This window comes from Arthrobacter sp. FW306-2-2C-D06B, from assembly GCF_021789175.1.
Taxonomy (GTDB): Bacteria; Actinomycetota; Actinomycetes; order Actinomycetales; family Micrococcaceae; genus Arthrobacter.
Map to the genome: position 1 here is coordinate 4,343,681 of NZ_CP084560.1, position 26,704 is coordinate 4,370,384.

The window sequence follows — 26,704 nt, forward strand, 5'->3', positions numbered from 1 at the left end:
AAATGACCACTGCCGCAGTCTGTTGCGTCGCGGGGCTCCCTGTCATTTAGCCAAGGAGCCCCGCCGTTCCAGCGTAGCCGCAGTGTTACGGGCGGACAGAATCGGACGGCACGTGCACAGGTACGGTCGGCACCTGGGACGGTACAGCAGGGACGGCCGGTGCGGACGGCACTGCGGGAACAGCCGGCACGGCAGGCGTAGCAGGCAGTGCGGCGTTTCCATCGGCGTCGGCCTTGGCGGAAGCGGATCCGTCAGCCTTCAGTCCGGCAGCCTTGCCTTCGCTAACTACAGTTGCGCAGTGAGCGTTGACGTTGGCTTCGCCGCCAGCGGCAACAACCAGTGAGGAGTAGCCGGGCACCTTGGCGTCAGCCTTCAGGCCGCCGTTGAGGAGAGCGGTGCAGAGGCCGAACGCCTCCGGTGAGGTGGCTTTGGCCGATTCGGCGGCTGCGGTGGCCTTGGACTTTGCGTCGTCGACGGCGTCAGTGGCCTTGGACTTAGCGTCGGCAGCGGCGTCAGTCGCCTTGGACGTGGCCGTCTGGGACGCCTCAGCCGTCTTGGACTGTGCGGACTCGGCGGCTTTGGAAACGACCGGAGCCGGGGCTCCGAGCAGCTCGTGGGCACTCTTCTGCATATCGTTGGGAAGCGCTCCGTTGAAGGCTGCGACGCCGGTTCCGCCAACCGCTACAGCTCCGGCGGCAAGGACGCTAGCGGCGATTTTGCTGGTGGCAAGGACAGTGAACAAGGACATGAAACCCTCCGACAAACGTTTTGGGACTGCTCCGGCAGCGGCTTTGTCGCTACCGGATGATCAGTGCGGACGTTGTCCACACTCCCCTTACATCGTTGAGGGTCCCGGCGAGGTTACGCCCGACCCAAAAAAACTTTCAGGCCAGCGCCCTGGCCTGCTCAATCAACCTGAGTACCTCGACGGGCCCGGCGGGATCCACGGGGAGCGGCAAGGCGGACGCGGCACCGCCGTCGGCGATCTTCTCGCCAAGGATCCGGTAGAACTCCTGGTAGGCGCCGCGCTCGGTGGGTACCGTGGTCCGCACGCCGTCGATTTCCAGGGTGCCGTAGTAGTGCGGATCGTCGACGCCGTAGGCACCGTCTGTGGGCAGCCCGCCCGCCAGGATGAACGGTTCCTGAGGATCGATCCCGAACTTCACGAATCCGCCCTTGCTGCCCAGGACGCGGAAGCGCGGAGCGCGAAGCTGGCTGTTGACGTTCATGGCGACGTGGCTCGTCACACCGGAAGCATGTTTCAGGACCAGGAAGACGTCGTCATCGGCTTTTTCTTGCGGCCGTCGCGCCAGTATTTCTGCGTGGATGACTTCGGCGGGACCGAACATCTGCACGGCCAGGTCCAACAGGTGGGTCCCCAGGTCGAAAAGCAGCCCGCCGCCGTCGTCTGCCGTGGCGCCGGCCTTCCACGCCTTGCTGATTTCGGGCGACCACCGCTCCATTGAAGCCTCGCAGCGCATGACGTCGCCCAGCGTCCCGGCGTCGAGCAGCTTCTTCACCGTGAGGGCGTCGCCGTCCCAGCGGCGGTTTTGGTACACGGTGAGTACCCGGCCCAGACTCGCGGCCAGTTCGATCAGCTCCTGCCCCTGCGCGCTGCTCACGGCGAATGGCTTGTCCACGACGACGTCGACCCCGGCTTCCAGCGCGGCCTTTGCGAGCGGGTAATGGGTCGCGGGCGGCGTGCCGAGCACCACGAGGTCCAGCTCCGCGGCAAGCGCCAAGACGTCTTCCGGAGTGTCCACGATCCTCGTGCCGGGATACCGTTCCTGCGCGCGGGCCTTGCGGCCCGCGTCCGAAGTAGCGATGACGTCAAGGGAATAGGCGGGATTGGCTGCGATGAACGGCGCGTGAAAGACGCTACCGGAAAGGCCATAGCCGACGACGGCGGTGCGGATCGCTTTGTGGGTCATGCCGCTACGCTACCGGGCCAAGGCAGCCCGGCGAAGGTTTTGTCAGCTGTCTTTCAGCAGGCGGGTAACGAGCTCGCGCCACGACGCCACCAGGCGCTCCGGCGCGATCCCGTGAGCGCGAAGGGAATGGAGCATGCGCTCGGGATCCAGGGTGGCGCCGAGGGAAAGAGCCAGAAGCCAAGGATCGCGGTCGAGACCCGCTTCCCGCAGCAGCATCTCGATGTGCCGGTGCCACAACACCACCGGCGGGGCGTCGTGCCGGTTTTGCGGGGAATGCTCCGCCGCGGCACGGGCCAGCTCGCCGTATTCTTCGACATATTTGATGCGCGCTTCACCGAAGGCAATGAGGCGTTCAAGCGGGGGCGCTCCCGGTCCCAGCGGCGGCGGACCGAAGATGAACTCGCGCTGGAATTCCGCTTCGGCGTCGCTCAAGAGAGTCATCATGAGTCCGGCCCTGCTGCCGAAACGGCGGAAGACCGTTCCCTTCCCGACGTCGGCCCTGCACGCGAGCATGTCCATGGTGACAGCGTCCACGCCATGTTCGGCGACGAGATCCCTGGCAGCTTGGAGAAGCCGTTCGCGGTTACGCGCGGCATCGCTGCGCTCAGGCTGCGCCCCGAAAGGCGACCCGGGCCGGATGGGGATGAGGCTCACAAAAACATTCTAGCCTTGGGAATATTAAGCGGACCGCAGTCCGTTTAGAATCTACGAAGGCAGCAAAAGCCTCCAAAACCGAGCGCCTGCGGCACCGTCCGCGGCCAGACCCAAGGAGTTCCCATGTCCAAGAACACCGTTCTCGCCCTTGTTGGCAGCCTCCGCGCCGATTCCCACAACCGCAAGCTCGCCGAAGCCATCCAGCTCAACGCCCCCGAAAACGTCGAAGTACAGATCCACGGCTCCCTCGGCAATATCCCGTTCTACAACGAAGACATCGACGTCGAGGGCCAGGTTCCGGCCGAAGCCGCAGCCCTCCGCGCTGCTGCCGCCGCAGCCGACGCCATCCTGCTTGTCACACCGGAACACAACGGCACCATGCCGGCATCCCTCAAGAACGCCATCGACTGGCTGTCCCGCCCGTTCGGCGCCGGTGCGCTGGCAGGCAAGCCGACCGCCGTCGTCGGTACCGCTTTTGGCCAGTTCGGTGGCGTCTGGGCGCAGGACGAGGCCCGTAAGGCAGCCGGCATCGCGGGCGCCAAGGTCCTCGAGGACGTCAAGCTCGCCGTTCCGGGCTCCATGATCCGCTTCGCTGAACTGCACCCGAAGGACGACGCGGAAGTTGTCGAGCAGATCAAGGGCATCTTCGAGCCGCTGACTGCCTTCCAGGAAGCTGAAGTAGCAGCCTAGTCCCTGCGGTTCGCCCCGCGCGACGCGAGAGTGCGCCTGTCCCGCCCTTGAGGCGTGGGCGGGGGCATTCTTTGTCGGTACGATGGCGGCATGGCCGACTACAACCGCCATCCCGACGTCGACGCCTACTTTGAGGCCCTCCCGGATTGGCAATGCGCGATCGCCGAGCAACTACGCGACCTCATCCATGACGCCGAGCCTGAAATCGTCGAGACCATCAAGCGCCGCACGAGGCCTTACTTCGTCCTTGACGGCAACGTTTGCGCGCTCCTCGCAGCCAAGGACCACGTCAACCTGTTCCTTTACGACGGCGCGATTGTCCCCGACCCGGACAACATCATCACATCGGGGCACGGCAACAAGACCGCCCGCACGATCGCCTTCCACCAGCACGACGAGATTCCCCGCGCACCTCTCACCACCATGCTCCGGCAGATCGCTGCGAACAACCGCGCCGGCGGCTGGCGGAAGGTCAAGGGAACGGACTAGCCGGAACGCCCCTCGAAACGGAAGCAAGGCGGCACCGCATCGCTACCATTCCGTGACTGAGCTGAGGCCGAACCGTCATGGACCGAGCGGTCCACACCCGGGCGGCCAGCCGTAACGTTGAGCTACAGGCACCAGGGGTCATCAGGGCAGGAGCGGGCTGTCATGCGGGTCGGACACGGCATGAAAGGCACGACGGAGGCGGTCGCCGCGCTGTGCCTATCCCTCGCGCTCTGCCTCGCTGGCTGCGCTTCCCCCGTCGGTGGCGCTCCGGGCGAGGCCCGCACCACACAACCGGCCTCACCAGGCTTCGTCCAGGCGACGCAGGAGCCTGTTACCGGGCCGATTCCGATGCCCCTTCCGGCTCCTCCCCCGCATGTCAACCCGCCTACCGCGGCACCGCGGCCAACCACTGCGAGCCCGCTGGCACCCGCAGCCCTTCCAGTTCCTGCACCCCTCCCGACCGCAGGCGAATCGACTGGAACCACTGTGTATTTCGTGGCGATCGGCGACGGCGGCAGCCGCGGTGTGAGGTTCGGCTGCGACGACAGCCTTGTAGCTGTGCACGTCGCCGCCCCTCCGGGCAGCGACCCACTGTCCGTGGCAATGGGTCAACTGCTGGCGCCCGATGGAACCGCGTCCCGGGCAGGTTTGTACAACGCGCTCTCGGGCTCGGCGCTGCGATACGTTTCGGGCTACCTCGACGGCACCACAGCCGTCGTGAACCTGAGCGGGTCACTTCGTCCCGGAGGCGTGTGCGACCAACCGCGGATCGAAACCCAGCTGGCGCAGACCGCGGTGGCGGCTACGGGAGCATCCCAGGCCGCGATCTACATCGACGGGAACACCCTGGCGGACGTCCTGAGTTTGCGCTGAGCTGGCCCGTCACTCGAAGAGCGCGTCCATGTCCGCATAACTCAGGGATCCGGCGAGGCCCGACCAGTTTCCGTCGCCGAGAACTTCCCTTGCCAGCCTGGAGACCTTCGCATAGGCCGCCCTGGCAGTACTGCCGCCGATGCTGATTCGCCGCACACCGACGTCGTGCAATTCTCCTGGCGACGGCGAACCCAACCCGGCCAGGGCATTGAGCGGCGCGCTGATCCGCCGGGAGAGATCGTGCAGAACATGGAGATCCGTCAAACCCGGCACGAAAATTCCGTCTGCCCCGGCCCGCTGATAGGCATCCGCACGGCGCAGCGTTTCCTCATACGCAGTGTCCGGAAACTTTCCAGACCAATAAGTGTCCGTACGCGCATTGATGAACAGTCCGACGCCCGCATCCTCGGCCGCCTGTCTGATCAGCGCGATGCGCCTGGATTGTTCAGCGATCTCGCTCAGCGGTTGGTCCGCCGAGTCCTCGATATTGATCCCGACGGCGCCCGCGTCCAGCACCGCTCGAACGGTGGCCTGGAGTTCTTCGTCTGTACGCCCGTACCCGGTCTCGATGTCCGCAGTCACGGGCAAGCGGGTGGCCTTTGCTATCCGGGACAGCGCTTCCATCGCGAGTTGCCGCGGAAGGTGGTCCCCGTCCCGGTACCCCAGGCTCCAGGAGACTGCCGAGCTGGAGGTCGCCACCGCCGTCGCTCCCGCTTCCTCAACCATCCGCGCAGATGCCGCATCCCACGCGTTCACCAGGACCAACGGCGCATGTGGCACGGCATGGAGCTCGTGGAAGCGGACAGCCTTGGATTCGAGCTCGGGATGTGTCGTCATGGCTCTATTCCAGCCTTCCTCCGTCACTACGTAAAGCGCTTCGCACCGCGAATCCAAAATTTGGGATGAAACATCCGTTGCTCAATTGGCAACTCCGGGGAGTATCCTTTCAATGTGACCCACGAAACATTGGATGCCGGGCCCGAGTTGCCCGCGGAAGCAATCGACGCAATAGAGCGAGCAGCAACTGCCGCCCACCGCCACGAGGAACTTTTCTCGGAGCGCGCCGCCAACATCAAGCAATCCGCCGTGCGTGACGTCTTCGACATTTCAATGCGGCCGGGACTCGTCTCCCTCGCCGGCGGAAATCCTTATCTGCAGTCCCTGCCCCTCGAGAAGCTCGGCCAAACCGCGGCACGCATCATCGCGGAAGAAGGCATGACGGCGCTGCAGTATGGTGGCGGCCAAGGCACCGAGGAACTACGCACCCAGATTTGCGAGATCATGGCCGCGGAGGGCATCTTGGACGCCCGGCCGGAGAACGTGGTGATCACGGCGGGTTCGCAGTCGGCCCAGGACGTGGCCACGAAGGTCTTCTGCAACCCTGGCGACGTCGTCCTCGTGGAAAACCCCACCTATGTGGGCGCACTGAACACCTTCGAGGCGTACCAAGTCCAGGTTGAGACAGTGGACATGGACGACGACGGCTTGGTCCCGGAGCTCCTGGAAGCGAAGATCGCGGCGCTTCAGGCCGAGGGCAAGACCATCAAGTTCCTCTACACGATCCCCAACTTCAACAACCCCTCCGGCATCACACTCGCTCCGGCGAGGCGTCAGCGAATCGTCGATATATGCCGCAATGCGAATATCCTTGTTCTCGAGGACAACCCCTACGGCCTTTTGCGCTTCGACGGCAACCCGCTGGAACCAATGCGGGCCGCGAACGAGCATGACGTCATCTACATGGGCTCGTTCTCCAAGATCTTTGCCCCCGGACTGCGAATCGGATGGGCCCTGGTACCCGAGCATTTGCAGCGGCGCTTCTACCTGGCCTCTGAAGCAGTGACGCTGTGTCCTCCCACCCTGAACCAGATGATCATCTCGGCATATCTTCGGGATTACGACTGGCGCGGGCAGATTGACACTTACCGGGCCCTGTACGAGGAACGCTGCAACGCCCTGCTGGTGGCGTTGGAAGAGCACATGCCTTCCGGCCTCAGCTGGACCAGACCCGAGGGCGGCTTCTTCGTCTGGGTCACCCTGCCCGACGGCGTCGACACGTATCCACTGCTCAAGAAGGCAATCGAGGCAGGGGTCGTGTTCATCCCCGGCGCGGCGTTCACGCACTCTGACGAACCATCCAACAAACTGAGGTTGGCTTTCAGCGCAGTGCCACCGGAGTCCATCGCCGAAGGCGTCCGCCGATTGGCGCCGGTTTTGCAAGAAGCCATTGATGTCATCAGCAAAGGAGCAGATATATGAGCGGAATAGTCCTCGTCGGAGTCGACGGCAGCGCAACAGCAAGGCGGGCCGCCGATTCGGCAAAGAATTTGGCGACCGCACTGGGCGCGGAACTGCGCGTCATCACCGCTTTTGAAGGCGCCCACGTGGAGGTCGTCGAAAGCGGAGGCGACAAGTGGATTCTCTCCGACGCCGACGCGGCGGAGAAGGTCGCCAGCAAAGTTGCCGCGGAACTCGCCTCCGAGCAATTGACCACCAGCTACGGAGCCGTCTTCGGAAAAGCCGGAGAGGCCCTGGTCAAGGAAGCCGAACGAGTGGGTGCCCAAGTGATCGTGGTCGGCAACCGCCGCATGCAGGGACTGGCCAGGGTCCTCGGCAGCGTTGCCAACACGGTGGCGCACAACGCGCCGTGCGACGTCTACATCGCCAAGACGGACGAACCTTAAGGGACTCCCCGGCCCCGGGGCTTTGACGGGGATCACGCGTTGTGGTGGGCGGTCTCACCCCGATTTTGGCCGTGCGGCTAGGACGCCGCCGGTAAAATTGAGGTGGCCCCCAAGGGCGCGAGCCGCCCATCACAACAACCCGTAGGGGATCCCTTTTGCTTACTCTGCAGCCGCGCCAACGCGTCGGACACGACATTCTGCTCGCCCGCCATGGCAACCACATCAGCTCCATGCGCTTCGACCGGGCAAATGACCGCATCGTGGCACTTCTCGACGACGGCTCGGTAGACAGCGCTCCGAACATGATCTCTCCGCTGCTCCAGATGCCGGAGACGTTCCGAAGCATCCTACGCTCCGACTGGAAACTGTTGCTCGTGGTTGCTTCCGCGATGCTCGCCGTCGGAGCCCTGGCCATGGTGCTGTCCTTTGGCATGATCGGCAGCATGAGCGACCAGCAACTGCGCGACCTCGCGCTCAGCTACACGTCCTACTAGCTCAACCAACCGCGGAGGACCCACCAAAGTCCTGCGATGACCACCCCGCCGAACAACGAACCGGCGATGACCTGGCCGCGGGTATGGTCCCGTAGGACGACGCGGGACCAGCCGACGGCCGGAACCAGAAGCAGTAGCGGCAACCAAGCCGGCCCGAACATGAGGGCCACCATGACTGCCGCCGCGGAAATTGCCGAGGCATGGCCGCTGATTTTCCACAGAAGGCTGACTGCGGCCAACACCGTGATGCCGCCAATCAGGGCAAGGATCATCACTGAAACGCTCGTCGGGGCGTGGATCAGATTGAGGACCAACAGCCCCACGACCACGGACACGAGCGCTAGCATCAGCAAGGGCGCACGTTCCTTGCGATCGCTGACGTGGTGGTCGCTGAGTTTGCCGAGCTTCACCATAAGCAGGACGTAGGCCAGCGGCAGCACACACACAAAGAGCGCCGCCAGGACACCGAACCATATCGTCCCCGGGAAACCCGGCTGCACCGCAGGGCTGATGAGCAGCAAGGCGGTCACGACGGCGGGCGGCTGGAAGACTTCCGTCAGGACCCTGGCAACACGGCGCCGGGCCCCAACGCCGCTCTGCTCTCCCCCAATGCCGCTCTGCCCTCCCCTTATGCCGCTCTGCCCTCCCCTTATGCCGCTCTGCTTAGTCAAGCAGCAGAGCCGGCTCTTCGAGAATGGACGCGACGTCGGCCATGAAGCGGGCAGAGAGGTCCCCGTCCACCACCCGGTGATCGAACGAGCCGCCGAGCGTTGTGATCCAGCGGGGGATGACCTCGCCGTCGAGCACCCAAGGCTTTTGCTTGATGGTGCCGAATGCGACGATCGCCACCTCGCCCGGGTTGATGATGGGCGTTCCGGTGTCGATACCGAGGGCGCCAACGTTCGTGATGGTCAGCGAGCCGCCCTGCATCTGCGCGGGCTGGGTCTTGCCCGCGCGTGCCGTACTGGCCAGCTCGTTGAGCGCGAGGGCCAGTTCCTTGAGGGAAAGGTCCTGGGCATCCTTGATATTCGGCACCATGAGCCCGCGCGGGGTTGCTGCGGCAATACCGAGGTTCATGTAGTGCTTGACGTGGATCTCCGCATTGCCGTTGCCGTCGGCGTTCTCTACCCAGGTCGCGTTAACGCTCGGATTGCGGGCGGCCGCCCAAATCACGGCCTTCGAGAGGATCAGCAGCGGCGATACCTTGATGCCCTCAAAGTCCCTGGAGGCCTTGAGCCGCTTGACGAATTCCATGGTGCGGCTGGCATCGACATCAACGAAGATGCTCACGTGCGGTGCTGTGAAGGCCGACTCCACCATGGCCTTGGCTGTAGCTTTGCGGACGCCCTTGACGGGGATCCGTTCCACCCGCTGATCCTGCGGCTTCTTGGACGCACCCCAGAACCTGTCTGCCTGGTCCACCTCGGCGTCGCGCTGCGACTGGTAGCTGACCAAGTCCTCGCGGGTCACTTCGCCGCGGGCTCCCGTGGGAACGACGTCGGCCAGGTCAATCCCGAGTTCACGGGCGATCTTGCGCACCGGAGGCTTGGCCAACACCCGATTGACGAGGCCACTGACCGTTGCACCAAGGCCGGTGAGACCCGGTGCTTGGCTTGCAGGTGCCTGGCTTGCGGCTCCCCGGCTAGCCGCGGGCTGCTGGGCGGCAACAAGCGGTACCGCCGGAGCAGTGGGCTCGACGACGGCGGCAGCTGCGGGTGCCGAGCTCGGGGCGGCCGCGGTGACGGCGGTAGCGCCTTCCGGGCGCTTGCGCGGGCGGCGCTTGACGGCGTCGGCCTTGGGGCCTGAGCCGACCAGCGGGCCGCCGGCTAGACCGCCGTCGGAGGTTCCGGCGTCGGCGGGCAACTTGCCGTACATCGAGGCTTCGAAGACCTGTTCCGCTGCGGGCGCGGCAGGCGGCGCGGAGGATGACCCGGCGGCGCTCGGAGCCGCCGGCGCCTGGGTGGGCTCCGGTCCTCCCGGCGCATTGTCCGAAATACCGATAATCGCGGTCCCTACTTCAACCGTGATGCCTTCGGCAACGAGCAGCTCCGCCACCGTCCCGGCATACGGGGACGGCAATTCCACGAGGGACTTGGCGGTCTCGATCTCGCAGATGACGTCGTTGATGGCCACGGTGTCGCCGGGCTTGACCTTCCAGGAGACGATTTCCGCCTCGGTCAGGCCTTCGCCGACATCCGGCAGGTTGAATTTCTTAACAGTCACTTGTGTCCTCGATCTCGGCTGGCCCGTCCGCTTGGCGGCGGGTGCAATCAGGGCGGCTAGTAGGCCAGGGAACGGTCCAGGGCTTCGAGGATCTTGTCGATATCCGGCAAGTAGTCCTCTTCCACCTTGGCCACGGGATACGGCATGTGGAAGCCGCCCACGCGGATTACCGGAGCCTCAAGGTGCAAGAAGGCACGCTCACTGATCCGGGCAGCGATCTCGCCGCCGATCCCCCCGAATGTCGGGGCTTCATGGGCAACGATCAAGCGGCCGGTCTTCTTGACGGAAGCGGTGACGGTGTCGAAGTCGATGGGGGAAATCGAGCGCAGGTCGATCACCTCGATGCTTCGCCCGTCCTCTTCCGCGGCGGCTGCGGCGGCCAGGGCGACCGGCACCAGCGGACCGTAAGCCACGATGGTGGCGTCGGAGCCTTCGCGCAGGACGTGCGCCTGGAACGGGTCCGACGCCGGTCCCGGGTTTTCGATGTCCACCTCGCCCTTGAGCCAGTAGCGGCGCTTGGGTTCGAAGAAGATGACCGGGTCCGTGCAGTCAACGGCCTGCTGGATCATCCAGTAGGCATCGTGGGCATTGGACGGGGTGATGATGCGCAGGCCCGCGGTGTGGGCGAACAGCGCTTCCGGTGATTCCGAGTGATGTTCGATCGAGCCGATGCCGCCACCGTAAGGAATGCGGATGACCACGGGAACAGTCAGCTTGCCTCCGCTGCGCGAGTGCATCTTGGCCAATTGCGTGGTGATCTGGTTGAAACCGGGGAAGACAAAACCATCGAACTGGATCTCGCAGACGGGACGGTAGCCCCGCAAGGCCAGACCAATGGCAGTGCCGACGATACCGGACTCAGCCAGCGGGGTATCAACCACCCGGTCTGCGCCGAACTCCCTAATGAGTCCGTCGGTCACGCGATAGACACCGCCCAGCGGCCCGATGTCTTCGCCCATGAGCAAGGACTTGGGGTTGTTGGTGAGCGACGCCCGAAGGCCTTCGTTGATGGCCTTGGCTATGGTCATGGTGGTCATCAGTTGCCTGTCCCCTCTTCCTCGTCGCCTTCGAATCCGGCGGAGTATTCCTCGAACCAGGCAAGTTCCTCGGCCACCAGCGGGTGCGGTTCGGCATAGACCCCGGCGAACGACTCACGGAAGTTCGGGCCCCGCAAATTTTGGGTGGTGCTACGGACATGGGCAGCGAGTTTGTCGCCGTCGGCCCTGACTTGCTCAAAGAAAGCTTCGTCGGCCAGGCCCTCGTTGCGGAGGTACTTCTCCAAGCGATCCAAGGGATCCTTGCCCCGCCACGCGGTTTCTTCGGCGGATTCACGGTACTTGGTGGGGTCGTCCGCCGTGGTGTGGGCACCAACACGATAGGTATATGCCTCAATGAGCACCGGACCGCGGCCTTCGCGTGCGTGTTCAAGCGCCCACTCAGTGACCGCATGGACGGCGATGACGTCGTTGCCGTCCACCCGGATACCCGGGAAGCCGTACCCCTTGGCCCTGTTGAACAGCGGAACCTTCGTCTGGACTTCGGTGGGGACTGAGATGGCCCAGTGGTTGTTCTGGCAGAAGAACACCACGGGAGCGTTGTAGGACGCCGCGAACACCATGGATTCGTGGACGTCGCCTTCGGAGCTGGCACCATCGCCGAAGTAGGCCACGACCGCAGCCTTCGGATCGTTGGAACCATTGGCTTCCGCGAGCTTCTGGTCCCGCTGGATTCCCATGGCATAACCAACGGAATGCAGGGTCTGCGCCGCAAGCACGAGGGTGTAGAGATGGAAGTTGTTCTCGGTCGGATCCCAGCCACCATTGGAAATTCCGCGGAACAGCTTCAGGAGTTCCGCCAAGTCCACATCGCGGGTCAATGCAACGCCATGTTCCCGGTATGTGGGGAAAATGTAATCCTGCCGTTGAGTGGCGCGTCCGGAACCGATCTGGGCTGCCTCCTGGCCGGTGAGGGGAACCCAAAGCGCCAGCTCGCCCTGGCGCTGAAGGGCTGTGGCCTCCTGGTCGAAGCGGCGGACCTTGGCCATGTCGGCGTAGAAGCCCCGGAGCTGCTCAGGATCAAGGCGCTTGGCGTAGTCCGAGAAGACGGGATCTGTCCCTAGCTTGCCGTCCGGCCCCAGCAGCTGGATCATCTCGGCAGCGGGATCGCCTGAAGCGCCTCCCGCAGGAGACTGCTGACCCAGTCCTGTTCCGTTGATCCCGGGGGTGGGCAATTCAGTTGCGCCCATTCCGTCTCCTTGCCTGCCGCAGCCCGATGCTGAGCAATATTCGCTGATATATGCCGATTTCGGAATGCATTCCGGAATCGGCATATCTTGGCTTTCGTCCCTTACTTTATCCGCAGTAAGGGACGCAGGGGCATTTGTTAACCGCTAGGAAGGTTGCGGCGCTTTTGTATAGGACGCACAGAGTTCCAGGAATCGGGTATTGGCCTCGACTTCTCCGATGCTGACCCGGACGCCTTCGTTGCCGAAGGCCCGTACGGACAACGCCCGCTCGCCTGCTAGTCCGGCAAATTCGGCGCTATTCTCCCCAAGATTCAGCCACACGAAGTTGCCTTGGGCCTCGGGCACGAACCATCCCAGCTCCCGGAGTCCTGCGGTAACCCGGTCCCGCTCGTCAACCAGGCTTTGTACCCTCTCCACAACCTGGTCGAAATTCTCCAACGAAGTAATAGCGGCACGTTCGGCAATCTGCGAGACGGCGAACGGTGTGGCAGTGACGCGCAGGTGCTGGGTGAGGTCCGGACCGGAAACGCTGTATCCAACGCGCAGCCCCGCCAGGCCGTGAGCCTTGGAAAACGTGCGGAGGACCACGACATTGGGGTACTTGCGGTACAGCTTGATGCCGTCAACGGCGTTCTCGTTCCTGACGAACTCCTGGTAGGCCTCATCGATAACAACGACGACGCCCGCCGGCACTGACTGAATGAACCGCTCGGTTTCCTCGGCGGTGAGGATGGGACCCGTGGGGTTGTTCGGCGTGCAAAGCAAAATCACCTTGGTGCGGACGGTGACGGCGGCCGCCATCGCCTCGAGATCGTGGCGCCCGTCGGAAAGCAACGGGATCTGGACGCTGTCGGCCCCGGCCAGCCCCACGCAGATCGGGTAGGCCTCGAACGAGCGCCAGGCATAGATAACCTCATCGGCCTTGCCGTCGTGGTTTTGGCCGGCGAAGGTGGCAAGGATCTGGTTCAGGGCACCGAGGCTTCCGGCTCCGGTGACGACGTCGTCAGCGGGGATTCCCAGGAAGTCGGCGAGCGCCGTGCGCAGCTTGGTGGACAAGGGGTCCGGGTATCGGTTGATGTCCGACTGATCAGCGATTGCCTGCAGCACCGCGGGAATCGGGGGTAGCGGGTTTTCATTGGACGACAGTTTGTAACTGGTCAGGCCCTCTATTGCTACGGGAGGCTTCCCTGCAGCATATTTGGGGAGCCTGTCCACAACCGGGCGGGGACGCACGCCCTCCGGTGCGTTGTCAGAAGAATTCATGGCACCAGCCTACTTGCAGGGCTTCGGGCCGTGCTGGAAGCCCTCCGGCCTGTGCACGTGAAAACCGGCGCATGTGAAAGCATGGGCGTATGGGTTCATTCATTGTGCGCGTCCTGATCAACGGGCTGGCCCTCTGGGTTGCCAGCTGGATTCTGCCTGGGATGGATATCTCCACTTCGGCAACCACCAACGCAGTAGGCAACGCGGGCGTGACTCAAGGCGGCGACACGTTGGGCGTGATTCTTGCCTATCTCTTCATAGGACTCATTTTTGGCATCGTCAATGCCTTTGTCCGGCCTTTGGTCAAGCTACTCTCCCTTCCGATCACGATCCTCACTCTCGGCCTGTTCACGATTGTCATCAACGCGGCCATGTTGTCCCTGACAGCATGGCTCAGCAGCTACACGCCGGTACACCTCACCATCGACCGTTTCTTCTGGACCGCAGTTCTCGCCGCGATCATCATCAGCCTGATCTCCATGGTGGCCAGCTGGATTCCAGGTGGTAGGCGGTAAGGAGCGTTGGCAGGCGGTAGCAGGCATCCCACCAGCATGTTCGAACGCTTATTGTCACCTCCCTCCCGGCGGCGCCGGGGGTGCTTCGCGGTTCAGCTTGAAGCGACTCACCTTGACCGCTCCTCCAGCGCCCAGGATCCCGCCCAGGGTGGCTGTGGAAGCGGCTAGTGAAGGATCGGAACTGAGCTGCACCAGCCTCGCCCCTTCCTCATAGCGTGAGAGCTTATGCGCCGGCCCGATTCCCGGGTCTTCGCCGGGTTCCAGGATCACCGGGTTAGTCATGGTCACCGTGACCCTGTCCTTGGTGTCCGGATTCGCTTTGCCTTCCGCACCGGGAACCCAATCCTGTTCGTGTTCCAAGTGCAGGCTCCCGATGCCGGCCTGCGGGGTGATCCCGCCGACGGGTGATCCAGCTGTCACAACAAACTTGAGGTCATACTCCGCGAGGAACGCCTTGTCCTTGCTCAAGTTCATGGCATGGATTCCGCCTTGGCTGTGGCCGACTGCCACCACCGCCTCGCCGGCCGCGGCACCTGCCTCAAGCAACGCCTGACGGATGGCCTTGCTGGTTTCCATCGAGTTGTAACCCAGCGCTTCGGCAATCCCGGCTTCATCCAAAGGATTGCTGCCTCCTGGCGGATTGCCCGGCTGGGTGCCCGGAATCAAGACCACCCACGCCCGCGCTCCGTCCCGATCTACCTGCACCACTTCTATTTCGGCATCTGAAGTGGCAACGACGTGATCCAGTTCCCTGAGCATTCCTGCTGCCGACAGGTCAACGCTCTTGGTGGCGATCTCTCCCCGGCTGACCGAAACAGGACGGGGCCTGAGGAAAGCCAATCCGGGGACCGCCACGATCGCTCGCAGGACGGCACCGACATCAGTAGGCCCGACCGTCGCCCCTGAAAGGTTCGCCGCTGCCGGGGGTAGCCCCATCATCAGCGCCAACATCCGGGTCAGATCCCGGACGGCTCCTTCCGTGGCGCCCCTCTGGCCAAGGTCCAGGGGATTCGGACCAGTCGCAAGGACTGGCATTCCCATGCCCATCCGAAGCCTGATCGCCGCGTGTGATTCGGCAAACTCGTATTCACGATGGCTTGCCCTCACATCGTTGCCGATCCGCTGAAGCTGTTCGCGGACCCGTCCAATGTCCCGGCCGCTCTCACCGACGGCAATGATGGCGTTGCTTCCACCCGTGTAGGACGAGGCCTGATGCGGGAAGAGAGCCACCCGCACAGCTTCAGCCTCGACTTCAATTGCCTGCAGCTGAAGCACCAGACCGTCCATCGCGGCAGCGCCAGCAAGCAGCTCTTCGAATTGAAAGCGGATTCCGCCGACTCCGCCGCGTATCCGCAATGTGCCATCCGGCTCGGGTGTTCGAGGGTGGGGAGTTCCGCCCGCCCCGACAGGAGCGACCTCGGCCATCAGAAGCCAGGGTGGAGTTTCGTCGCCACATTCTGGGCATGGCGGAGGGTCACTGCAGCGGCCTCACGCAAGGCATCACGCCCCCTTCGAAGGGAGGCGGCCTGCAAGGCCAGCGTGGTCCGGTAGGCGCGGCCGGCCGGCGACTCCCATTGCTCCAGTTGCAACTGCGCCAGCCTGGCAAGGACGGCGTCGGCTTGGTCAGCGCAGACGCTCATCCGCCATCCGAGCTTCTGGATCTCCGCGCCTTGCGAAATACATTGCAGCGAATCCAGGTCCGCGCCTCCGGCCGCCATAAGAATGCCGCTCATGACGTTGTCCTCCTCCGTGTCCATTGATGTTGTGGCAGCGACGCTACGTCGTGCTCCGGTGATGCGGAACCGCCGTGATCGGCTATGTGGATAACCTGCCGGAAATGCGGCCGGGAAGAGGATGCCGCGATGTTATGCACATAGTGAAGTCCGGCTTAATGGCGCGAGCCGAGTTCATGAAAGAATTGCCTCATGCCTGAAACCGTCGCCGCCGCTGTTCCCCGTACGCCCTCTGGACGCCTGGCTCTCGCCGCGTCGCCGGAGCCGATCGCCCTGGGCCCGCTGGACGGCCGGTACCAGTCCGCCGTCGCTCCCCTGGTCGACTACCTGTCAGAAGCCGCCCTCAACCGCGACCGCGTGGCCGTCGAAGTCGAGTGGCTCATCCACCTGACCAGCAACAACGTGCTTCCTGGCGCCGGCCCACTGACCAGCGAACAGCAGGAGAAGCTGCGCGCCATCGTCACCGAGTTCGACGCCGCTTCGGTCACCGAACTCGCTGAAATCGAAGCCGTCACGGTCCACGACGTCAAGGCCGTTGAGTACTACATCGGCCGCCGCCTCCCCGCGATCGGTATCGAGAACCTGACCGCCATGGTGCACTTCGGCTGCACATCGGAAGACATCAACAACCTTTCCTACGCCTTGGGCGTCAAGGGTGCCGTGGAAGATGTCTGGCTCCCTGCAGCGCGTGCCTTGGTGAAGCAGATCGAAGCGATGGCCGAGGAGAACCGCGCCGTCCCGATGCTTTCCCGCACGCACGGCCAGCCGGCCACTCCCACCACTCTTGGCAAGGAACTGGCAGTCATCACGCACCGCCTGAGCCGCCAGCTGGACCGCGTTTCCAAGACCCAGTACCTGGGCAAGATCAACGGCGCTACCGGCACGTATGCCGCACATGTCGCATCCGTTCCCGGTGCCGACTGGGAGGCCGTAGCCCAGTCCTTCGTTGAAGGCCTGGGACTGACGTGGAACCCGTTGACCACCCAGATCGAGAGCCACGACTGGCAGGCCGAGCTCTATGCCGACGTCGCCCGCTTCAACCGCATTCTGCACAACGTCTGCACGGACATCTGGAGTTACATCTCGATTGGCTACTTCCGCCAGATCCCGGTTGCCGGCGCCACCGGCTCCTCCACCATGCCGCACAAGGTCAACCCGATCCGCTTCGAAAACGCCGAGGCCAACCTGGAGATTTCCAACGGGCTGTTGGACACCCTGGGCGCCACGCTCGTTACCTCCCGCTGGCAGCGAGACCTCACCGACTCTTCCTCGCAACGCAACATCGGCGTCGCATTCGGGCACTCGCTCCTTGCAATCTCGAATGTTGCCAAGGGCCTGAAGGCCCTTGACGTTGCCGAGGAGGTACTGGCCGCCGACCTCGACACCAACTGGGAAGTCCTGGGCGAGGCGATCCAGATGGTCATGCGCGCCGAGGCCATCGCTGGCGTCGAAGGCATGGAGAACCCCTACGAGCGACTCAAGGATCTCACCCGCGGTCAGCGCGTCGATGCCGTCCGCATGCAGGAGTTCGTCTCGAGCCTGGGATTGTCTTCCGAAGCCGAGGCACGCCTCCTGGCACTTACTCCGGGCAAGTACACCGGTATCGCGGACCAGTTGGTGGACCACCTGAAGTAGAACGCGGCGCTGCGGACCCGGCGTTTCCGAATCGATGTAAGGAACTGTGTCAGCATGAGGCTCTTGCTTATCCGCCACGGGCAGACCCCCGGAAACGTCCTGGGGCAATTGGACACGGCGTTTCCCGGTCCGGGACTGACTGAACTCGGCGAACGTCAGGCCGCTGCGCTCCCGGAGTCCCTCGCCAACGAGGACATCACGGCGATCTATGCGTCCACGCTGGTTCGCACCCAACTGACGGCCGCCCCGCTTGCAAAAGCCCTAGGGCTCGAGGCCACCGTGTTGCACGGCCTGCAGGAGATTGAGGCCGGGGCCTTGGAGAAGCTCACCGACCACGAATCGCACCACCGGTACATGAGCACCGTTTTCGCCTGGACCGACGGTGAACTCGACCTCCGCATGCCGGGAGCGGGTGATGGCCACGAGTTCTTCGCCCGCTACGACGCTGCCATTGCCAAGGTGGCAGCGTCAGGCGACGAAACCGCCGTCGTGGTCAGCCACGGCGCAGCCATCCGCTGCTGGGCAGGTCGCCGTGCCGCGAATGTTGGCCGGGAGTTCGCCGCCACCCACCAGCTGCAGAACACCGGAATCGTGGTGCTCGAGGGCGACGCGGAGATCGGCTGGCGCCTGCTCCACTGGGACCAGACCCCGGTAGGCGGACTTGGCTTGGCCGACCGGACGGTCGAAGATCCCACCGGCGACGCCGTCGAATGACGGCTGCTTGAGACGAACGCCAATGCACCGGTATTTCTCCGGACGCTTACGCGTAGGAAACACCGCGGTAACCCCCGCTTCTTAGGCTTGATAGGCATAACCCCCTCCGGCGAAAGAGGTTCCGATGCAGACCAATCCGCGGCTAAACATCAGACAGGTCACCTGGGCTAACCCGGTGGGTGCAGACCTCCGCGCGGCTCAGCAGGCTGAATTGGACGCACGTTTCGGCAACTCGGACCACGAGCCCGGACCCGCACCATCGGAAGCGGATACTGCTGTTTTCGTCGTTGCCTACGAAAAGTGCTCCGGCCAGCCCCTGGGTTGCGGAGGGCTAAGGATTCTGGATGCCGAAACGGCGGAAATCAAGCGTCTATACGTCGTCCCCTACGCGAGGGGCTCAGGAGTGGCCAGCTCCATCCTTGCGGCGCTGGAAGCGCAGGCACATGCCCACGGGTTCAGCATGATCACAGCGGAAGCCGGTTCGGCCCAATCGGACGGCCGCAGCTTCTACGAGAGCGCGGGCTTCGCCGCAGTGCCCAATTTCGGCCCCTACATTGGCGTCAGCCACTCGCAGTGCTACGCCAAGCCGATCGATTCACACAGCGCCTCGCACACGGCGATGGCGTAAGGACAGGCTGCCCCACCGGCCACGCCGGATCACTCCAGGCTGCGTCCGCCCTGCCCTAGATGGGCCCGGTTCAGGGCTTCGATTTCTTCATCGCTCAAGTCGTCGAAGCTCTTGGCCTCGTGCTTGTCGCTGCGGGAAAACCGGACGAACATCAGGATGATGAGGGGAAGATCCACGATCTCTGCGAGGAACCACATCAGGTCTCCCGCTAGTTGCTGGTCGCGCAGTGGCGAGGGGAACCAGGCTGGCTGATTGCCCAATACCGACGTGGCGCCGTCGAGAATTCCCGGGCTCAGTCGCATCAGGACCCCAGGCACCGCGTCAGCAAGAAGCTCGATAAATACAAAAATGAACTCGACCACAATGAGCGACGAGGTGCGCCCAGCGCCGTCTTCCATGATCGGTACGGTCATGAGGAGTCCCATGACCGGTACCAGCAAAGTCAGGATGACGTCGGAGGCCGGACTGGTCCGGAGCACGTAGAAGAACGGGGTCAGGAACAGCGTGAACATGGCGAGCCCCAGCAGTGCAGCCACGAGCGTGTTGCTCAGCATCCTCACGAGCCGGTGCCCGAGGACTGCTTCCACCCTTGCAGCTCCCACGGGCCCAAGGGTCTGCCGTGCAAGGGTTAGTGGCTTGCCCAAGCCAATCAACAGCGGGACCACAAACAGATAGGACGTCACCTTGAGGGTGAACGCCCACCGCAGATCGTGGCTGTAGGTTCCCGGGAATCCAAAGCTCAGGGCGGCGAAACTGCCCAGGCCAAGGACGAAGAAGGCGAACGAATTCCACAAAGGCCAGCGGATATCCCGGCGCTTGGCGGCAATCAGGCCCTTTGCATAGAGGGCGACTGCGGCAACAAGAATGACAAGGGCGGGCCAGTTCATCGACCACGCGCCCAGCACTGCGTCCAACGGCGGCATGGTCAGTGGTCCATGTCGGAAGGCCGGGCGCCGAGCCCAGCGCTACGGTGGGTTTTTTCGATCTTCATGGTGTTCCTCCAGCGCGTTCCCGGCGTGCCGCATATGGTGCGCGAATCGGCGTGTCGTGTTGTGCCCTGAACCGGGTGCACCGTATCCATGTTACGGAGTCGCGCCGAGCATGGCACGCCGCAGGAGACGCGGGCGGGCGGCCTCGGCTAATCTCGCATTATGGAAAAGGCTGACATCACGTTCCGGACCCGCAAATGGATACGTCCGGAGGACCTCAATGCCAACGGCACGCTGTTCGGTGGAAGCCTGCTGAAATGGATCGACGAGGAAGCGGCAATCTACGCCATCCTCCAACTTGGCAATGGCCGCGCCGTCACCAAGTACATCTCCGAAATCAACTTCGTCAGCTCAGCCGTCCAGGGCGATCTAGTGGAGATGGGCCTGACCGCAGTCCGCTTCGGCCGGACGTCACTGACCATGCGCGCGGAGGTGCGCAACATGATCACCCGCGACAGCATTCTGACCATCGAGGAAATCGTGTTCGTCAACCTCGGGCACGACGGCCGGCCGGAACCGCACGGCTACACGGAAATCACCTATGACCGTGACCGCATCCCCACGCACCACTTGACCCAAGCGCTCCACGAGGACTGAGCGCCCGACGTCGGGCCCCTCCTAAAGCGGCAGGCCCCCTAAAGCTTTCCCCCGGAGACGGGTGCTGGCGGCCGCGAAGTTCGCGGCCGCCAGCTTGCTGCGATCAGCGCCTGTCGAAGGTCAGACCTCCGGGGACCTGGAACGTCGGCATGAGTTCCAGCATGCCCACATTGACGTGGCGCGGGGTTTCGATGGCGTAGTCGAGGGCGTTGACGATGTCGTCAGTGGTCAGCGACTCGTAGCCTTCGTAGTAGGTCTTCCACGCTTCTTCCATGGCTTCAGGCGTGCCGCCCATGTTCCGGCCGAAGATCTCGGTTTCCACCCTGCCGGGGCAGATCTCGGTCACGCGGATACGCTTGCCGACCGTGTCGTTCCTCAGCTGGCGGGAGATCTGGTGCACGGCTGCCTTCGTGGCGTGGTAGACCGTGTGGCCGTAGAAGTTGTACACGCCTGCGATCGAGCTGATGTTGATGATGTGGCCGAGATCGCGCTCCACCATGCCCGGCAGGACCAGCCGCGTGAGCTGAAGCAGGCCGCGAAGGTTGACGTCGATGAGCTCATCGATGTCCTGCTCGGACGAGTCCAGGAGGTTGCCTGGCCTGGAAACTCCGGCGCAGTTGACCAGGACGTCGACCTTCAGTTCGCTCACGACGGCGGTCAGCGCCGCTGTGTCGGTCAGGTCAACTACGTGCGGGATAGCACCCGTACGATCGGCCAGTTCGCTGAGGCGTTCCTCGTTGCGCGCCACGGCGTGAACGGTCAGGCCTCTTTTGGCCAGGCGCTCCGTGATCGCGGCGCCCATACCGGTTGACGCTCCGGTGACGAGGGCGGTGTTGTAGTCGGAAAAAGACATCGGTTCTCCAAAGAGTGGAAATGGAAGGCACGAAGCGTGCCGGAGGTCAGCGGCGCCTAAGCGTCGCGCAGGGGTTCGTGGGCCCGGTCCTTGACCGTGCTCACGGCCGCAAGCGTGCCAAGTGCCGTGATGACTGCGTAGAAGGCGGGCATGTAGATGTTGCCGGTGCTGCTGATGAGCCAGGTCATCAACAACGGGGCCGTTCCGCCGAAGAGCGCGGAGGAGATGTTGTAGCCGAGGCCGTAAGCGGAGTACCGGACCCGGGTGGGGAAGAGTTCAACGATCAGGATGTGGATGACGGCCGTGTGGCCGGCGAAGACGATGGCCATGATCGAGGCGCCAAGGATAGCCAGACCCATGTTTCCCGTTGCGATGAGGGCGTAGGACGGGATGCCCAGGATAGTCATGGCGATGGCAGAGCCGGCGATGACCTTCTTGCGGCCGATGCGGTCGGACAGGGCACCCATGAAAGGAATGGCGATGCAGATGACAACCAGGCTGCAGGCGGTGATGAACAGTGCCTCGCCGATGGTGAAGTTGAGCTGCTTGCCCTTGAGGAACGTAGGCATGTAGGAGAACAGGACGTAGTAGCCGGAACCGTTCATGAGCGGGATGAAGAGGGCCAGAACCATGGCCCGGCGGTGCTCAGCTGACTGGAAGGCTTCCTTGAGCGGGTTCTTGGACAGGCCGCCTTCTTCCTTGAGCTTTGTGAAGTTGGGGGTGTCCGCGATGGCCTTGCGAATGTACCAACCGATGACGCCCATGGGGATGGCGACCAGGAACGGAATGCGCCATGCGAAAGCGCCGAAGCCGCCGCCGTCGATCGCCGACTGGGTGAGCCACGGGGACATGGAGAACGCGACAAGGGTACCGGTGAGCAGTGCTGCGAAAGAAGCGATCTGTGCGTAGGAGGTGATGATGCCGCGCTTGCCTTCAGGGGCGTGTTCAGCGAGGAAGGTCATGGCGCCGGCGGCCTCGCCGCCGACCGAGAAACCCTGCAGGAGCCGCAGGAGGACCAGCAGTATCGGCGCCGCGATGCCGATAGCCGCGTAGGTGGGCAGGATTCCGATACCTGCCGTGGCAACACTGATCAGCAGAATGACGAAGACCAGTAGCTTTTGCCTGCCGATCCGGTCGCCCAAGTAGCCACAAACAACTGCGCCAAGGGGCCGGACGAAGAACGAGACTGCGTAGCCGGCGAACACGAACAGCAGGGCGTTGTCCGGGTTGCCCGGGGCAAGGAACACCAGGGCAAGTGTTCCGGCCATGAAGGCGAAGATGCCGTTGTCATAGAGTTCCACGAAGATGCCAACGCAGCCTGCGGTGACAACCTTGCGCGTTTGACGGCCTGTGAGCCGTTCATGCTGCACTTGCGCAGCGTTGGTGTTAGCGGTCATGACATTTCCTTCTTGATGTTGAGCGTAGCAACGCCTCTTGGTTTTGACGACGGGTTTTTAGCTGCATGCCGCAACCGGGAGGTCCTGCCACTGGGGTCGGCATCCAATGCCAAGTAGTCCGAAGACTGTGTTGACGGATTCGCGGAGGGTTTCAAGCTGCGCCCGCGAGCGCCGGTGGCCTGAAGTTGCCTCCACCACTGTTGTTTTCCTGAAGCGGACCTTGTCGCCCGGGCGGGCTTGGGCAAGGACGTCCAGGCCATTACTGGTGACCACTGCGAGGACCGGATATCCGGCCGTGACGCCGCGTCCCCGATGCAGTACCAGCAGTTCTTCCCGCGAAGGAACCTCAACGGCGCCCACCGGGACCCCGCGTGAAAGCACTTCGCCACTCGCGGTTCTTTCCGGAAGTTCGCCGCCTAGCCTCAGGCCGATGTGATTGCTCCGGCCACTCACGGCGTACTCCGAGGTGAAGAGCAACTCGGCGGAATCGCCAAACTCGGCGACATCCGGACCGTCGGTCACATCGACCATCAGTTCCTGCCCCATGTCCGGCCGTTCAAGACCAAGCCGGAAGAGCGGAAGGTCGAAGTACGGTTGGCGAACCGGGCGCACGCTGCGGCGGGTGAGGAGTGTGGTTCCCTCCTTGAGCTGCAGGCCGAAGCCCACAACGGTGTCCGGAGCACAACTACCCAGCAGCATCGGCGCCTCCACGGAGCCGTGGATGGCCAGGTAGGCACGGAGGCCCCGGTTGATTCCCCGGATGGCTACCGTCTCGCCCGCACGGACCGAAACCGGTTCCCACTGGCTGCTCGGACGCCCTCCGACGGTGAGTATCAGGGGTGCCCCCGTGACGGCGATCAGGATGTCGGACTGCGCCTTCATCCTGAAGTCGAGGGCCGTGATCTCCACCAGCGGGTCATTGTCGAGGTTGCCGGCCAGGATGTTGGCGGCCCGGGCTGAGTACTGGTCCAAGGCGCCGTTGACCGGCAGTCCAAAACGCGGTCCCCGGAAACGGCCAAGGTCTGTGACCACGGAGTTACCCGGTTGCTGGATGAGGATGTGCCCGTTCATGGCCTTGCTTCCAGTTCCATGCCGAGGTATGAGTCGAAATCTCCGGCTTCGATCCGCCGGAACCGGAGAATATCTCCGGGCTTGTAGGGGACCAGTGGTTCGCGACGAATGTTCAGGACGGTCAACGGGGTTTGGCCGATGACGCACCAGCCACCGGGTGCCACAGCGGGTGCGATGACGGCCTGGCGGCCTGCCACTGCCACTGCCCCTGCCGGGACGCTGAGCCGGGGATCCTTGAGGCGCGGCACGGGCTTGGGGAACGCGGGGCCGTCCATCATGGGCGAGCCGGCCGGCGCACCCAGGCAGCGAACGGTGTAGGTCTTCTCCGTGTGGAGGCGGATGACTTCCCCAATGGAGATGCCCTGTTGCTCGGCTACTTTCTCCAGGTCGGGACCGTATTCGCCGCCGTAAACCACCGGGACGTCAAATTCACGGGGTGCTGCTGCGGTGCCTGCTGACCGGCCCATTTCAAGGAGTCCCAGCTTCACGAACGCGCGCACCTGGCGGGCAGACACCAGGACGGAGTCGAATTCCACCAGCACGGAATCGTAGGTGGGTACCGCGCCATGAAGGCCCTCGGCGCCACAGCTCTCCAGCCAGTCGGCAAGACGGTGGACCGTGAGCCAGTTGTCCTCGCTTGCTTCAGCGAGGGCGACAACGCGCAATGCGGAGTCTCCGGATTCGTAGATCTCGGTGGGAGCCGCAGTGTGAACGGACATGTCAGGCCGCCTTCCTCTTGGCATCCATGACTTCGGTCAACGGGGCGATACGGACCCCGGCCGAAATGAGCTCCGAGCGAACGAGCCGGGCGAGCTCGACGGCGCCGGGGTTGTCTCCGTGAAGCAGGACGGTGTCCGTGGAGATGTCGATGTCAGTGCCATTGGCGCACCGGATCTTGCCCTCGCACACCATGCGGACGGTTCGCTCGACAATGGCCGAGGGATCGTGCAGTACGGCGCCGGGCTGGCTGCGCGGGACCAGGGTTCCGTCTTCCTGGTAGGCACGATCGACGATGCCGACAATGGCTACATCCAGGCCGGCGGAACGTGCCGCCTTGGCCAACTCGCCCTCCTGGGCGACCACGATGAGTTCGTTGTCCACGCGGGCGGCGGCCTCGGCTACGGCCTCAGCGTAGTCCGCTCGGACGGCGACGAGATTTCCCAGCCGGCCGTGCGGCGCAATGTGGGTCACCTTGGTTCCGTGGAAGGCCGCGAAGCCGTTCAGGGCCCCCAACTGGTACAGCACATCCGCGCGCACCTCGTTGGCAGTGAGGCCCATGTCCCTGCGGCCGAAACCACGCAGGTCCGGGAAGCTCGGGTGGGCTCCAATACCCACCCCGCGGCGAACGCATTCAGCAACGGTCGCGTCCATGATGTCGGGATCGCCGGCGTGGAACCCGCAAGCGATATTGGCGCTTGAAACGATCTCCAGAAGATCGGTGTCGCTGCCCATGGTGTAGGCACCGAATCCCTCTCCAAGATCCGCTACAAGATCAATTATCGGGTTCACGTGGTTCTCTTTCCGTGGTTCTGCATCGGGGTCCGGTAATTCCATACGAACGGCAGGAATATCCGGTAAAATCAGTCGCCTTTTCGATTGAAAGTGTTTAGCTAAAATTCTTCAATCCGGCGAACTGTCGGTAATTCTTTGGTGATAGAAGTCTCGCACCCACGAACTTCGGGCACAAAGACCTATTCGCTATCACGGGATAGCTCCCGGTTATGACCTAGGGCACACATGCCGCCGGCAGGGACCGCGTGGCGCCGGACCGCCGTCGTCGTCCTCCTTGTTGGAGGTCGACGACGGCGGGTCGTCAAATGCGTCTATATTTGGGTATCGGGACAATTTGGTTGATGGGGAGTCAACGAACTGTCAGTAAATGGTTGGGAAACGCCACCATGGGGATGTGGATCTCAAATTAGTCGCTGAGAGACAGGTCACACAAAGACGGATTGTGTGTCCCTACATAGAATTTCCTTATGGCATCCAGGCCCCAATGAGGACCTGGAGGAAGGCAGACCCATGGATACGCGGAAGCTCTCGTATTTTGTAAAGATCGTCGATTCGGGGAGCATCACCAAGGCCGCCGCAGCGCTCCACGTTGCCCAACCCGCCCTCAGCCAGCAGGTGTCGGCGTTGGAAAGCGACTTGAAGCAGCGCCTGCTGATCCGCAGTAAGCAGGGAGTCGAGCCAACCGCCGCGGGACACACCCTCTATCGCCACGCCCAGACCATCCTGCGGCTCGTGGAACAAGCCCGGCTGGACGTAGCGGCGTCCGGGGCCGCACCGTCGGGCAGGGTGTCCATCGCCATCGCACCGTACAGCATGGCCTCGAGCCTCACGCCGCAGATCATCCGCGAGGTTGGCCGGCGTTACCCGGACATTGTGGTGCACCTGACGGAGATCTTCGGCGGCGTGCTGAGCGAGGCAATCAAGAACGGCCGCCTCGACATGGCCCTGATCTACGAGCCGGGGAAGATCCGTGGAGTGCAGTTCACCACCATGATTGTGGAAGACCTGCACCTGGTGACCCATGAGGACGTCGATGTGGCCCAGGGTCGAACAACGGTCACCCTCGAAGAAGCCAGCAGCCTTGGGCTGTTCCTCCCCGAAAAAAACCACACCCTGCGCCAGATCATCGAGAAGGGACTGGCTGACCACGGGTTGCCCCTGCGCCTTGTTGGGGAAGTGGAATCGGTTCCGTCACTGGTTCGACTCATCCGCGCAAACCTCGGGGCAACCGTGCTGCCGAAATCGGCCGCTGATGCGCTCTTCCCTGATGAGAACTTCAAGGTCCTGCGGATCGTCGAACCGGCCCTGCAGAGCAAGATTGCCCTGTGCACCCCTGACCATGAGCCGCTGTCCGAGGCAGCCTCTGCCGTGCTCATCCTGGTCAAGGAGATGCTCCAGCAACAATTGATCAGCAAGTACGCGGCCGATCCAGCCGAAGCGTGATCGATCCATAACATTGCCTTATCCGGACAGACATCTTTGGTCTTATTCACCGACGTTTTTATTTCCTACTA

Annotated in this window: 29 protein-coding genes; 12 read left to right on the forward strand and 17 right to left on the reverse strand. The window is 63.4% G+C overall.

The features are described from left to right. Positions 1-85 precede the first annotated feature (85 nt). The 3 genes from LFT47_RS20265 to LFT47_RS20275 all read right to left on the reverse strand — a co-directional run bounded on the left by LFT47_RS20265 (position 86) and on the right by LFT47_RS20275 (position 2,585). Positions 86-748, reverse strand: a complete 663-nt coding sequence (locus tag LFT47_RS20265; RefSeq protein WP_236813558.1) for a hypothetical protein — start codon at positions 746-748, stop codon at positions 86-88. Positions 749-884: 136 nt separating this feature from the next. Further along, positions 885-1,931, reverse strand: coding sequence for a Gfo/Idh/MocA family protein (locus LFT47_RS20270; RefSeq protein ID WP_236813559.1), 1,047 nt, complete (start codon positions 1,929-1,931; stop codon positions 885-887). A gap of 42 nt (positions 1,932-1,973) precedes the next feature. Next, positions 1,974-2,585 carry a TetR/AcrR family transcriptional regulator gene (locus tag LFT47_RS20275; protein ID WP_236813561.1) on the reverse strand — a complete coding sequence of 204 codons (612 nt, stop codon included), beginning with the start codon at positions 2,583-2,585 and terminating at the stop codon, positions 1,974-1,976. A gap of 123 nt (positions 2,586-2,708) precedes the next feature. Between LFT47_RS20275 and LFT47_RS20280 the strand changes: the two genes are divergently transcribed. The 3 genes from LFT47_RS20280 to LFT47_RS20290 all read left to right on the forward strand — a co-directional run bounded on the left by LFT47_RS20280 (position 2,709) and on the right by LFT47_RS20290 (position 4,637). Beyond that, positions 2,709-3,275, forward strand: coding sequence for an NAD(P)H-dependent oxidoreductase (locus LFT47_RS20280; protein ID WP_234751821.1), 567 nt, complete (start codon positions 2,709-2,711; stop codon positions 3,273-3,275). Positions 3,276-3,365: 90 nt separating this feature from the next. Then, positions 3,366-3,764, forward strand: coding sequence for a DUF1801 domain-containing protein (locus LFT47_RS20285; RefSeq protein ID WP_236813563.1), 399 nt, complete (start codon positions 3,366-3,368; stop codon positions 3,762-3,764). Between the two features lie 180 nt (positions 3,765-3,944). Beyond that, positions 3,945-4,637, forward strand: a complete 693-nt coding sequence (locus LFT47_RS20290; RefSeq protein WP_236813565.1) for a GerMN domain-containing protein — start codon at positions 3,945-3,947, stop codon at positions 4,635-4,637. 9 nt (positions 4,638-4,646) lie between these two features. Here LFT47_RS20290 and LFT47_RS20295 read toward each other — a convergent pair whose 3' ends face one another. Then, positions 4,647-5,474, reverse strand: coding sequence for an isocitrate lyase/PEP mutase family protein (locus LFT47_RS20295; RefSeq protein ID WP_236813567.1), 828 nt, complete (start codon positions 5,472-5,474; stop codon positions 4,647-4,649). A 114-nt stretch (positions 5,475-5,588) separates the two neighbouring features. Between LFT47_RS20295 and LFT47_RS20300 the strand changes: the two genes are divergently transcribed. The 3 genes from LFT47_RS20300 (at position 5,589) to LFT47_RS20310 (ending at position 7,815) form a co-directional block, all read left to right on the forward strand. Beyond that, complete coding sequence (locus tag LFT47_RS20300; RefSeq protein WP_236813569.1) at positions 5,589-6,896, forward strand: aminotransferase-like domain-containing protein; 1,308 nt, start codon at positions 5,589-5,591, stop codon at positions 6,894-6,896. Then, complete coding sequence (locus LFT47_RS20305) at positions 6,893-7,321, forward strand: universal stress protein (protein WP_236813571.1); 429 nt, start codon at positions 6,893-6,895, stop codon at positions 7,319-7,321. The genes LFT47_RS20300 and LFT47_RS20305 overlap by 4 nt, the downstream gene beginning before the upstream one ends. A gap of 155 nt (positions 7,322-7,476) precedes the next feature. After that, complete coding sequence (locus tag LFT47_RS20310; RefSeq protein ID WP_113990649.1) at positions 7,477-7,815, forward strand: hypothetical protein; 339 nt, start codon at positions 7,477-7,479, stop codon at positions 7,813-7,815. Here LFT47_RS20310 and LFT47_RS20315 read toward each other — a convergent pair. The 5 genes from LFT47_RS20315 to LFT47_RS20335 all read right to left on the reverse strand — a co-directional run bounded on the left by LFT47_RS20315 (position 7,812) and on the right by LFT47_RS20335 (position 13,546). Continuing rightward, the gene (locus tag LFT47_RS20315; RefSeq protein WP_236818732.1) at positions 7,812-8,426 is read right to left on the reverse strand and encodes a phosphatidic acid phosphatase; all 615 of its coding nucleotides are present in this window, start codon (positions 8,424-8,426) and stop codon (positions 7,812-7,814) included. The two genes, LFT47_RS20310 and LFT47_RS20315, sit on opposite strands and share 4 nt — an antisense overlap. A 52-nt stretch (positions 8,427-8,478) precedes the next feature. After that, positions 8,479-10,038, reverse strand: a complete 1,560-nt coding sequence (locus tag LFT47_RS20320) for a dihydrolipoamide acetyltransferase family protein (protein ID WP_236813573.1) — start codon at positions 10,036-10,038, stop codon at positions 8,479-8,481. A gap of 56 nt (positions 10,039-10,094) precedes the next feature. Then, a complete protein-coding gene (locus tag LFT47_RS20325) occupies positions 10,095-11,075 on the reverse strand; it encodes an alpha-ketoacid dehydrogenase subunit beta (protein WP_236813575.1) in 981 nt (326 codons plus the stop codon). Next, entirely contained in the window at positions 11,075-12,283 is a 1,209-nt protein-coding gene (gene pdhA / locus LFT47_RS20330) for a pyruvate dehydrogenase (acetyl-transferring) E1 component subunit alpha (RefSeq protein WP_236813577.1), read from the reverse strand. The genes LFT47_RS20325 and pdhA overlap by 1 nt, the downstream gene beginning before the upstream one ends. A 144-nt stretch (positions 12,284-12,427) precedes the next feature. Continuing rightward, positions 12,428-13,546, reverse strand: coding sequence for a histidinol-phosphate transaminase (locus LFT47_RS20335; protein WP_236813579.1), 1,119 nt, complete (start codon positions 13,544-13,546; stop codon positions 12,428-12,430). Positions 13,547-13,635: 89 nt separating this feature from the next. Here LFT47_RS20335 and LFT47_RS20340 point away from each other — a divergent pair, with 89 nt between their 5' ends. Continuing rightward, positions 13,636-14,061, forward strand: coding sequence for a phage holin family protein (locus tag LFT47_RS20340; protein WP_236813581.1), 426 nt, complete (start codon positions 13,636-13,638; stop codon positions 14,059-14,061). A 54-nt stretch (positions 14,062-14,115) separates the two neighbouring features. Here the strand turns inward: LFT47_RS20340 and LFT47_RS20345 are convergent, their stop codons facing one another. Both LFT47_RS20345 and LFT47_RS20350 read right to left on the reverse strand, forming a co-directional pair. Beyond that, positions 14,116-15,486, reverse strand: coding sequence for a hypothetical protein (locus LFT47_RS20345; RefSeq protein ID WP_236813583.1), 1,371 nt, complete (start codon positions 15,484-15,486; stop codon positions 14,116-14,118). Next, positions 15,486-15,794, reverse strand: a complete 309-nt coding sequence (locus tag LFT47_RS20350; RefSeq protein ID WP_236813585.1) for a hypothetical protein — start codon at positions 15,792-15,794, stop codon at positions 15,486-15,488. Before LFT47_RS20350 ends, LFT47_RS20345 begins: the two co-directional genes overlap by 1 nt. A gap of 192 nt (positions 15,795-15,986) precedes the next feature. Between LFT47_RS20350 and purB the strand changes: the two genes are divergently transcribed. From purB to LFT47_RS20365, 3 genes are all read left to right on the forward strand, one after another. Then, complete coding sequence (purB, locus tag LFT47_RS20355; RefSeq protein WP_236813587.1) at positions 15,987-17,429, forward strand: adenylosuccinate lyase; 1,443 nt, start codon at positions 15,987-15,989, stop codon at positions 17,427-17,429. Between the two features lie 54 nt (positions 17,430-17,483). After that, a complete protein-coding gene (locus LFT47_RS20360) occupies positions 17,484-18,143 on the forward strand; it encodes a histidine phosphatase family protein (protein ID WP_236813589.1) in 660 nt (219 codons plus the stop codon). 124 nt (positions 18,144-18,267) lie between these two features. Beyond that, positions 18,268-18,771 (forward strand): GNAT family N-acetyltransferase, encoded by a 504-nt coding sequence (locus LFT47_RS20365; protein WP_234751783.1) that lies wholly within the window; start codon positions 18,268-18,270, stop codon positions 18,769-18,771. A gap of 29 nt (positions 18,772-18,800) precedes the next feature. On the opposite strand, the gene LFT47_RS20370 is transcribed toward LFT47_RS20365, so the two are convergent. Continuing rightward, the gene (locus LFT47_RS20370; protein WP_236813590.1) at positions 18,801-19,694 is read right to left on the reverse strand and encodes a cytochrome c oxidase assembly protein; all 894 of its coding nucleotides are present in this window, start codon (positions 19,692-19,694) and stop codon (positions 18,801-18,803) included. A gap of 228 nt (positions 19,695-19,922) precedes the next feature. On the opposite strand from LFT47_RS20370, the gene LFT47_RS20375 reads away from it, so the two are divergent. Then, on the forward strand, positions 19,923-20,357 hold the full coding sequence (locus tag LFT47_RS20375) for an acyl-CoA thioesterase (RefSeq protein ID WP_084784486.1): 435 nt from the start codon (positions 19,923-19,925) through the stop codon (positions 20,355-20,357). 103 nt (positions 20,358-20,460) lie between these two features. Here the strand turns inward: LFT47_RS20375 and LFT47_RS20380 are convergent, their stop codons facing one another. Genes LFT47_RS20380 through LFT47_RS20400 form a run of 5 tightly spaced genes read right to left on the reverse strand, consistent with a single transcriptional unit; the run spans position 20,461 to position 25,187 of the window. Further along, the gene (locus LFT47_RS20380; RefSeq protein WP_078107213.1) at positions 20,461-21,210 is read right to left on the reverse strand and encodes an SDR family oxidoreductase; all 750 of its coding nucleotides are present in this window, start codon (positions 21,208-21,210) and stop codon (positions 20,461-20,463) included. 56 nt (positions 21,211-21,266) lie between these two features. Continuing rightward, a complete protein-coding gene (locus LFT47_RS20385) occupies positions 21,267-22,607 on the reverse strand; it encodes an MFS transporter (protein WP_236813591.1) in 1,341 nt (446 codons plus the stop codon). Positions 22,608-22,664: 57 nt separating this feature from the next. Then, positions 22,665-23,678, reverse strand: coding sequence for a biotin-dependent carboxyltransferase family protein (locus tag LFT47_RS20390; protein WP_236813592.1), 1,014 nt, complete (start codon positions 23,676-23,678; stop codon positions 22,665-22,667). Continuing rightward, a complete protein-coding gene (locus LFT47_RS20395; RefSeq protein ID WP_236813594.1) occupies positions 23,675-24,397 on the reverse strand; it encodes a 5-oxoprolinase subunit B family protein in 723 nt (240 codons plus the stop codon). Before LFT47_RS20395 ends, LFT47_RS20390 begins: the two co-directional genes overlap by 4 nt. 1 nt (position 24,398) lies before the next feature. Then, complete coding sequence (locus tag LFT47_RS20400; protein WP_236813596.1) at positions 24,399-25,187, reverse strand: LamB/YcsF family protein; 789 nt, start codon at positions 25,185-25,187, stop codon at positions 24,399-24,401. 513 nt (positions 25,188-25,700) lie between these two features. On the opposite strand from LFT47_RS20400, the gene LFT47_RS20405 reads away from it, so the two are divergent. Next, positions 25,701-26,633 (forward strand): LysR substrate-binding domain-containing protein, encoded by a 933-nt coding sequence (locus tag LFT47_RS20405; RefSeq protein ID WP_236813598.1) that lies wholly within the window; start codon positions 25,701-25,703, stop codon positions 26,631-26,633. The last annotated feature ends 71 nt before the right edge of the window (positions 26,634-26,704 follow it).